The following is an 8,414-nucleotide window of genomic DNA, read 5'->3' on the forward strand; positions in this document are numbered from 1 at the left end:
GGTCGGCGCACGACGTCGCGCGCGGTAGGGGCCGGCCGGCCGCACGCCGATCCGGGCCGTCGACGACGGGTGTCGTGCGGCCTACGGCACCAGGCGACGCCACGGCTGCGCCGCGGAGTCCAGCGCCAGGAGCTCGCAGCCGCGCGCGTCGGGCAGCAGCGGGTGCTTGCAGCTCCAGCGGCCGTCGCTCGCCAGGCGCCGCACGACTACGAGCTGCTGGTCGGACGTCCGCGTGACGGCGCTCAGCGCCGACCCGTAGCGCTCGGTCTGGGCGTCGGTGAAGCCGCTGCCCAGCGTCCACGCGCGGCTGCCGGTCAGCGTGGACCGGACGAGCACGGAGCGGCTCGTCCGGCCGGCGCGCTGCTGGGGGGCGATCACGTCCCGGGGCGACAGGACCGGGCGTCCGAGGCGATTGAGGGTGCGACGGTTGGACGCCGCGGTCAGGACGGTCTTCGCCGCACCCGACCCCCGGCGCACGAGCAGGCGCCAGCGGTCCGGCCCGCTGCCCGACGTCCGCCACGATGCGGCGATCGTCGTGCCCTGCAGGTCGATGCCCTGCGGGCCGTACGACGGGGCTGCGACCCGCCTGCGGCCGCGCCGCTCGGTACGGGGCCCGAAGACCGTGGGGGCGACCGCGGCCGGCGCGGAGAGGTCCGCGACCGCGATGCCGGTGCGGTCGGGGCGCTTCGCGGAGACCGGCCGGGAGAACGCGATCCGGGTGCCCCAGACGCTCGGGAAGCGCTCGTCGACGTCGGGCGACGACGCGGCCGGGACCGCGGCGTCGACGCCGGTGGTGACGTCGAGGCGGCGGACGTCGCACCCGGTGGGCACGGCCGCGGCGGCGGAGGTGCACGCCGTGTAGACGACGAGCGCCTTCCCGTCGGGGCCGGGTCCGATGCTCGCGTCGATCGGTGCGGCCTGCGGGGCGACGGGCAGCTGCAGGCCCGCACCGTCCGGCGACCGCGCGACCAGCGCGTACAGGCCGTCGTCCTGACGGCGGCTCCAGATCAGCCAGCCGGCCCAGCCGTCGACCGGCGTGTCGTTCATCTCGACCGAGAGGACCGTGGGGCTCACGGGCCCCGGGGCGGCGGACGCGGAGCCCGCTGCCAGGACGGAGGCCGACGCGGCGACCAGGAGGGCGGCGGCGAGGCGCGCGGGGGAGGAGCGGATCGTCACGTACGTCGGAACCCGCGCGGGGCGCCGGAGTTCCGGTCGCCGGGGCGCGGTCGGGTCGATCGCCCCATCCTGACGGATCGGCCGCGCGCCGTCGGTCGGGGGCGCCGGTGGGCCGCGGCGGCCGGGCCGGGGCGCGTCACGACCGTGAGGACCGCCCCGGCCGACGCGGGCCCGGCGGGGTCTAGTGCAGCGGCGCGAAGGCCGGGTCGTCCTCGTGCTCGCGGAAGAACGCGACCATCGGGCCGACGTACTCCGACGCGGGCGGGCAGCGGACGCCGTGGCGGCCGAGCAGCTCCGTCGCGCGGGCGGTGTCGTAGCGGACCTGGTGGTTCAGGTAGATCAGCGACTCGCGCGGGGTGCCGCCCAGCAGGTGGCGGACCGGGGCCAGGCGCAGCGACTGGTCCACGAGCCCCCACGGCAGCCGGAGCGCCGGCGGCTTGCCGGCGTACGCCGCGCAGAGCCGGGCGTAGAGGTCCGACGCGGAGATCGGGTCCGGGTCGACGAGGTGGAGCGTCTCGCCCGCGAAGTCCGGGTCGCCCGCGCCGGTGACGATCGCGTCGATCACGAAGTCGACCGGCACGACGTTGAACGGGGCGCTCATCGCGCCCGGCTGCACGATCGGCGTGTGACGGCGGACGGCCGCCTGGATCGTGCGCAGCAGGTAGTAGGGGCCGTCGAACTTCTGGGTGACCCCGGTCCGCGAGTCGCCGACGACGATGCCGGGGCGGTAGATCGTGGTCGGGACCTCGTCCATCGACGCGCGGACGAGGACCTCGGCGGCGAACTTCGTCGACTCGTAGTGGTTCTTGAACGCTTGGCCGGCCGCCAGGTCGGCCTCGAGCACCGTGCCGCGCCGCTGCCCGGCGACGTATGCGGTCGACACGTAGTTGTGGCGCTCCAGGCGGGTGCAGGCCCGGCAGAAGTCGATGATGTTCTGCGTGCCCTCGACGTTGACGCGCTCGGCGATCGCCAGCGGGACGGCGAGGTCGTAGATCGCGGCCAGGTGGTGGACGGCGACCGTCTCGTCGGCCAGGCGCCGCGACGTCGCCTCGTCGAGGCCCAGCCGCGGGGCGGTGATGTCGCCCGGCTGGATGGTCAGGCGCTCCTGCAGCCCGAGCTCGCCGGCGACCTGGCGGGCCTTCTCCACCATCCGCGGCTCGACCAGCGCGACGACGTTCGCGTCCGGGTCGGCGTCGAGCAGCAGCGGGATCAGGCGCGCGCCGATGAAGCCCGGGAAGCCGGTGAAGAGGATCGTCCGCACGCCCATGGGGAGTGATGCTACTCATGCGTAGGGGCGGTCGCCCTACCGACGGTCGGATCAGTCCACGAGCCGCCGCTCGGTCGCCCAGCGCGTGAGCTCGTGGCGGTTGGAGAGCTGGAGCTTGCGCAGGACGGCGGAGACGTGGTGCTCGACCGTCTTGGGGGAGATCGTCAGCCGGCGGGCGATCTCCTTGTACATGTAGCCCCGCGCGATCAGGCGCAGGACCTCGCGCTCGCGGTCGGTCAGGCCGTCGAGCTCGGGGTCGGCCACGAGGGCGACGGCCGTGTCGACCCGCCCGGCGAACGCGTCGAGCACGAAGCCCGCCAGGCGCGGCGAGAAGACCGCGTCGCCGTCCCGGACCTTGGAGATCGCGGCGCCCAGCTCGTCGCCGGAGATCGTCTTCGTGACGTAGCCGCGGGCGCCGCCGCGGATCAGGGCGATCACGTCCTCGGGCTCGTCGGACACCGACAGCGCCAGGACCTTCTGGCCCGGACGGGTCTCGTGGACGCGGCGCAGCACCTCGGCGCCGCCGCCCCCGGGCATGTGCACGTCGAGCAGGACGACGTCGGGCTCGCGGTCGAGGATCAGGCGGACCGCGACGTCGACGTCCCCGGCCTCGCCGAGCACGGTCGCGCGGACGGGGCCCGGCGCGCCGTCCGCCCCGGTGCGGCCCTCGAGCTCGGCGCGGACGCCGGCCCGGAACAGGGCGTGGTCGTCGACGAGGACGACGGTGGGCGGTGCGGTCATGACGGGTCCTCCAGGAGCAGTTCGACCTCGGTCCCCTCGCCGGGGGAGGAGTGGATCGTCGCGCGTCCTCCGGCGCGACGCATGCGGCCCACGATCGACTCGCGCACGCCGCGGCGGTCGGCCGGGATCGCGTCGACGTCGAAGCCGCGCCCGCGATCGCGGACGAAGACCTCCACGCGGCCGTCCTCGGCCTCGGCGAAGACGGAGACCGACACGGCCTGCGGTGCGGCGGCGCCGACGAGCGGCGGCCCGGAGGGCGCCCGGTCGGCGGCGGGGTCGTCGCCGGGGGATCCGCCCGGGGCCGGGACGTCCCCCGCCCCGCCGTCCGGGCAGGCGTGACGGGCGGCGTTCGCCATCGCCTCGCGGGCGGCGGCCACGAGCGCGGCGGCGCGGTCGTCGAGCGGCCGCTCGCCGCTGGTGACGACCTCGATCTCGACGCGGTGCTCGAGCTCGACGGCGGCGGCGGCGGCGCGCAGGGCGGCCATCAGCTCGTCGTCGGGCCGCTCGCTGCGCCCCGAGAGCCAGGTGCGCAGCTCGCGCTCCTGCCGGCGCGCGAGGCCGGCGACCTCGCGCGGGTCGTCGCTGCGGCGCTGGATCAGCGCGAGGGTCTGGAGCACCGAGTCGTGCAGGTGCGCGGCGACCTCGGCCCGCTCGTCGCCGCGGATCCGCTCGGACCGCTCGGCCTGCGCGCGCCGCGCGGATCGCCGCCAGAACGGGGCGACGACGACGCCGATCGCGGCGAGCGCCACGAGCAGCTGGACGATGCCGTTGCGGCTGGCGTCGAGTGCGCCGAGCGACGACAGGGCGATGAGCGCCCCGAGGACGACCAGGCCGACGCCGCTGGCCAGCAGCAGCCGGTCGGCGCCCGCGCCCTCGCCGCCGGCCCGTCGCCCGAGCAGCCGCTGCCAGCCGGTCGCGGGGCGGTCGCCGTCCTCCCCGGGCAGGTCCGTGGCCTGGGCCCAGAGGACGAACCCGCCGGCGCCGAGCAGGAGCAGCGCCCAGAAGCTGATCCCCAGCAACGAGCGGAGGACGAGCAGCCCGACGAGCGCGCCGGCGACCAGGAGGACGGTGCCGGCGACGGTGCGCCGCCCGCCCGGGTACTCGACGGCGTCGGTGACGAGGGCACGGTGCGCAGCGACCCGGGCGGCGCGGATCGCCCGCCGGTGCCGCCGACGCTCGACGCCGATGGCGACCCGCGCCGCGAGCGCGACGGCCACCAGCGCCGCGCAGAGGACGGCGGCTGCGATCCGGAGGCCGTCGCCGTCGGAGACCTCGGTCGCCAGCAGGCCTGCGCCGAGCAGGCCGCAACAGGCGGCGGCCAGCAGGACGAGGGGGCGGGTGCTCACCCGCGCGCCGCCCGGCGGTCCGCGGTCCGGCAGGCCGCGGTCCGCACCAGGTCGACGTCGCGGGACACCACGTCGAGCCCGCTGGGGTTGCCCCCGTCGATGCCCTTGCGGGTGTCGGCGACCACCAGGGAGCCGACGCCGATCCGCAGGTCCAGCGTCACGCGCGGCCGCCGGTCGCCCGCCCGCCTGGGCGGGTCGATCTCGGTCGTGCGGGTGCGCTCGCCCCCGTCCAGGAACGCCGGACCGTGGAAGGAGTCCGCGAGGACGTCGGAGTCGCCGACGACGCGGATCCTCGAGCGGACGGTCCAGGCGACGCAGCGGGTCCGCGGCAGCACCACGGCGAGCTGCCCGACGTCGACCCGCGCCGGGATCCGGACCCGGTCGCCCCGGTGCAGGGGGACGCGGCGGAGGTCGAGGACCATGCGGCCGACGCCGAGGTGGTGGGGCGCGCTCGCCCGCGCCTGGCTGAAGGGCCGAATCTGGCGGTCGCCGACCGAGCGCTCGACCTCGACGCCGCCGACGACCGCGGCGGTCGCCGGGACCGCGAGGGCCAGGGCGACGATCAGCAGGGCCCCCGTGGTCCGCCGGCTGCGGGCCGACACGACCAGGAGCGCGGCGAGGATCAGGAGCACCACCGCCACGGGCCAGGCGCCGAAGAAGACCGTGAACCCGAAGCTGACCGCGGCCACGGCGCAGAGCCCGGCGAAGACCCCGATCGCGGCGGCGAGCGCGACGAGCACCCGCAGGACCCCGCCCGCCGCGCTGGCGGCCGGGCCGCTCGGGCGCTGCGGGGTGACGACGCCGGCGGGGCTGATCGGGATCAGCAGCGCTGCGGCGAGGTAGAAGAGGACGCCGGCGCCGCCGATGAAGAGCGTGGCGAGGAACGCGAGGCGGACCAGCAGCGGCTCGAGGCCGTAGCGCTCGGCGATCCCGCCGCAGACGCCGAACAGCATCCGGTCGGACTCGGAGCGGTAGAGCCCCGGGGGCGGCGGCGTCACGGCGGCGTGGACGGCGGTCGGCGCGTCCTCGGGCGCGGGGCGGTCGGCGCCGCCGGCCGGCGCGTCGCCGGCGGGCGGGTCGCCGGCGGGCGGGACCTCGTCGCGGGACGTGGTGGGCCCTGGGACCTCGTCGGGCGCGTTCGGGTCGTCGGGCTGGTTCGTGTCGGGACTCATGGGCGTGGATCCAGGGTGCCCGGGCCGGGCCGCCGCGCCTATGGGGGATGGCCCCGTCCGTCCCCGGGTCCGACCCCGGGGGTGGACCCCGGCGGCATCGGACCGGGCTCCGCGGGGCCCGGCGACCGGGCGCCGCGTACGGCATCCCCCCGCTCGGCCCCCGGAGTGTGACGGCTGAGGCGCGGCGGGGACCGGGCAGTGCCATGCTCCGGAGGTGCTCGAGCGTGCCGACGCCCTGAAGGCCCTCTCCGACGAGGTGTTCGACGTCGTCGTGGTCGGTGGCGGGGTGACGGGGGCCGGCGTGGCCCTCGACGCCGCGTCCCGCGGCTACTCCGTCGCCCTCGTCGAGCGCAACGACTACTCGTCGGGCACGTCCAGCCGCTCGTCGAAGCTCGTCCACGGCGGCTTGCGCTACCTGGCGTCCTTCGACATCGGCCTCGTCCGCGAGGCCCTGCTGGAGCGCCAGATCAATGCCCGGCTGGCCCCGCACCTGGTGACCCCGCTGCCGCTCGTGGTCGCCACGACCGCCGACCACCGCCCGGACCGGATGACCGGGGTCGGCCTGAACCTCTACGACGCCCTGGCGCTCGACCACCGCCGCGGGCGGGGCCGGGGCCGCGGCGACCTCTCCGACGCCGAGCGCGGCTGGAGCCCCGACCGCCACCGCACGCTGGACCCGCGCGAGGTCGTCGAGCACGTCCCCGCCCTGGACGGCCAGGACGTCAAGAGCGGCTTCCTCTTCTACGACTGTCAGACGGACGACAGCCGCCTGGTGCTGACGATCCTGCAGGAGGCCGAGCGCTTCGGCGCGGTCCCCGCCAACCGCGTCGAGGTCACCGGGCTGCTGGAGCGCGACGGCCGGGCCGAGGGCGTGAACGTCAAGGACCGCGAGACCGGCGCCGAGTTCGCGATCCGCGCGCACAACGTCGTCAACGCCACCGGCGTCTGGGCCGACCGCCTGCGCCCGGCCGAGCTGCACGACGAGGCCGAGGTCCCGGTCATCAAGCCCTCGCGCGGGACCCACGTCACGCTGCCCAGCGAGCTGCTGCCGCTGCGTTCCGGCGCGATCGTGCCCTCCGGCGGCGGCCGCTTCATGTTCGCCCTGCCGTGGCTCGGCCGCACGCTCGTCGGCACCACCGACAACGAGATCGAGGACCGCGACCTCGACCACGTCCGCGCGCCGGAGGAGGACGTCGACTACATCCTCCACGGCATCAACTCGTTCTTCGGCACGTCGATCGGGCGCGGCGACGTCCAGGGCGCCTACGCCGGCGTGCGGCCGCTGATCGCCACCGGCGACCCGAAGCGCTCCGTCGACATCTCCCGTCGCGCGGAGCTCTACGAGACGTCCTCGGGGATGCTCACGATCACCGGCGGCAAGCTCACGACGTGGCGGCGGATGGCGAAGTCGACGGTCGACCGCCTGACCGAGCGCGACGGTCGCGACGCCCCGTGCCGCACCCAGAGCACGCCGCTCGGCCAGCCGGTCGACGCGCTGCGCCTGCCGCACGCGCCCGGCACCTCGCCCGCGGCCCGCGCGCACCTGGCCGCCCGGTACGGCAGCGTGGCCCGCGACATCCTCCAGCTCGCCGAGGAGCGCCCGGAGCTGGCGCGCCCCGTCGTCTGGGACGGCCCCGTCGACATCCTGGCCGAGACGGTCCACGCGGCCCGCAACGAGCACGCCCGCTCGCTGGGGGACGTGCTGCTGCGCCGGACCCGCCTCGGCCTGACGGCCGCGCGGGGACTGCTGGCCGACGACGCCAGGGGCGCCCGCGAGGTCGCGGTGGCGATCGCGCCGGAGCTCGGCTGGGACGCGGACGGCATCGACCGCGGTGTGCAGGACTTCCGCGAAGAGGCCGCGCTCGAGGGCCTCGTGCCCGCGTCCTGATCGACGACCCCGGGGTGGGGGCGGGGAGCGGCGACCGCGCGACGCCCTAGGATCAACGCAGATCGATGTCGAGTGAGCACGGAACCCCACCGAACGCCGCACCGGACGACACCGCCACGCGGTTCGACCGCGCGGGCGAATCCGCCTACAACCTGGCGCTGCGCGTCACGGGCAGTCCGGGGGCGGCGTGGTACGCCACGATCGCGGCGTTCGCCGCGGTGGCCGAGCGGATCCCCCCCGGATCGCCCGACGGCGTCGCGGAGCAGGACCTGCTCCTCATGGGCTGCTGGCACGCCCGATCGCTGCTCGCCCAGGTCGCGTCGAGCCCCGAGTACGCCGCGCAGCTCCGCGCCCACGACGAGGCCGTGCTGGCCTCCGCGCCGCCGCAGTCCGCGGTCGTGCTCGCCAACGGCGCCCTGCCGGTCGACCAGCGCGAGGTCCTCGCGCTGCGCGGCCTGAGCGACCTCGGCCACGCCGAGCTCTCCGCGCTCCTGCGCGTCGACGCCGGCCTGCTGGCCACGATGCTCGCCCAGTCCCGCCTGATGCTGCGCGACGCGCTGCAGGGCGGCGACCTCGCCGCGACGGCGACCGAGGACCCGGAGAACCGCCACGCGCTCGCGCTCGCCGCGCTGCGCCAGGACGGCCAGCTCCGCGGCGCCGAGGGCCGCGAGCGGCTCTCGGCCTGGCTCGGCTCGTCCGACGCGCACGGCCCACTGGTCGACGCGCTGGAGGAGGCCGGGCTGACGTACCGCTCCTGGGCCCCGGAGCCCGTGCCCGCCGGCCTGCGCGACGCCGCGCTCGCCGCCGCCGCGGCCGTCCCGCAG

Annotated in this window: 6 protein-coding genes and 1 pseudogene; 2 read left to right on the top strand and 5 right to left on the bottom strand. The window is 76.7% G+C overall.

What is annotated here, in order from left to right; translation table 11 throughout:
- Nucleotides 1-81: 81 nt before the first annotated feature.
- From AB0L40_RS24815 to AB0L40_RS24835, 5 genes are all read right to left on the bottom strand, one after another.
- The gene (locus AB0L40_RS24815; RefSeq protein WP_364360985.1) at nt 82-1,176 is read right to left on the bottom strand and encodes a hypothetical protein; all 1,095 of its coding nucleotides are present in this window, start codon (nt 1,174-1,176) and stop codon (nt 82-84) included.
- 181 nt (nt 1,177-1,357) lie between these two features.
- Nucleotides 1,358-2,443 (bottom strand): SDR family oxidoreductase, encoded by a 1,086-nt coding sequence (locus tag AB0L40_RS24820; RefSeq protein ID WP_364360987.1) that lies wholly within the window; start codon nt 2,441-2,443, stop codon nt 1,358-1,360.
- Nucleotides 2,444-2,494: 51 nt separating this feature from the next.
- Nucleotides 2,495-3,184, bottom strand: coding sequence for a response regulator transcription factor (locus AB0L40_RS24825; protein ID WP_364360989.1), 690 nt, complete (start codon nt 3,182-3,184; stop codon nt 2,495-2,497).
- A complete protein-coding gene (locus tag AB0L40_RS24830; protein ID WP_364360991.1) occupies nt 3,181-4,530 on the bottom strand; it encodes an ATP-binding protein in 1,350 nt (449 codons plus the stop codon). The genes AB0L40_RS24825 and AB0L40_RS24830 overlap by 4 nt, the downstream gene beginning before the upstream one ends.
- The gene (locus AB0L40_RS24835; protein ID WP_364360993.1) at nt 4,527-5,702 is read right to left on the bottom strand and encodes a PspC domain-containing protein; all 1,176 of its coding nucleotides are present in this window, start codon (nt 5,700-5,702) and stop codon (nt 4,527-4,529) included. Before AB0L40_RS24835 ends, AB0L40_RS24830 begins: the two co-directional genes overlap by 4 nt.
- Before the next feature lie 214 nt (nt 5,703-5,916).
- Between AB0L40_RS24835 and AB0L40_RS24840 the strand changes: the two genes are divergently transcribed.
- Entirely contained in the window at nt 5,917-7,590 is a 1,674-nt protein-coding gene (locus tag AB0L40_RS24840; RefSeq protein WP_364360995.1) for a glycerol-3-phosphate dehydrogenase/oxidase, read from the top strand.
- Nucleotides 7,591-7,655: 65 nt separating this feature from the next.
- Nucleotides 7,656-8,414: pseudogene (locus tag AB0L40_RS24845) on the top strand (hypothetical protein); the annotation flags it as partial.

The sequence above is a fragment of the Patulibacter sp. NPDC049589 genome, assembly GCF_040675535.1.
Taxonomy (GTDB): domain Bacteria; phylum Actinomycetota; class Thermoleophilia; order Solirubrobacterales; family Solirubrobacteraceae; genus Patulibacter.

Coding starts and splice junctions, on each gene's coding strand:
- AB0L40_RS24825 (WP_364360989.1), bottom strand. CDS start 3,184: ATGACCGCACCGCCCACCGTCGTCCTCGTCGACGACCACGCCCTGTTC.
- AB0L40_RS24835 (WP_364360993.1), bottom strand. CDS start 5,702: ATGAGTCCCGACACGAACCAGCCCGACGACCCGAACGCGCCCGACGAG.
- AB0L40_RS24820 (WP_364360987.1), bottom strand. CDS start 2,443: ATGGGCGTGCGGACGATCCTCTTCACCGGCTTCCCGGGCTTCATCGGC.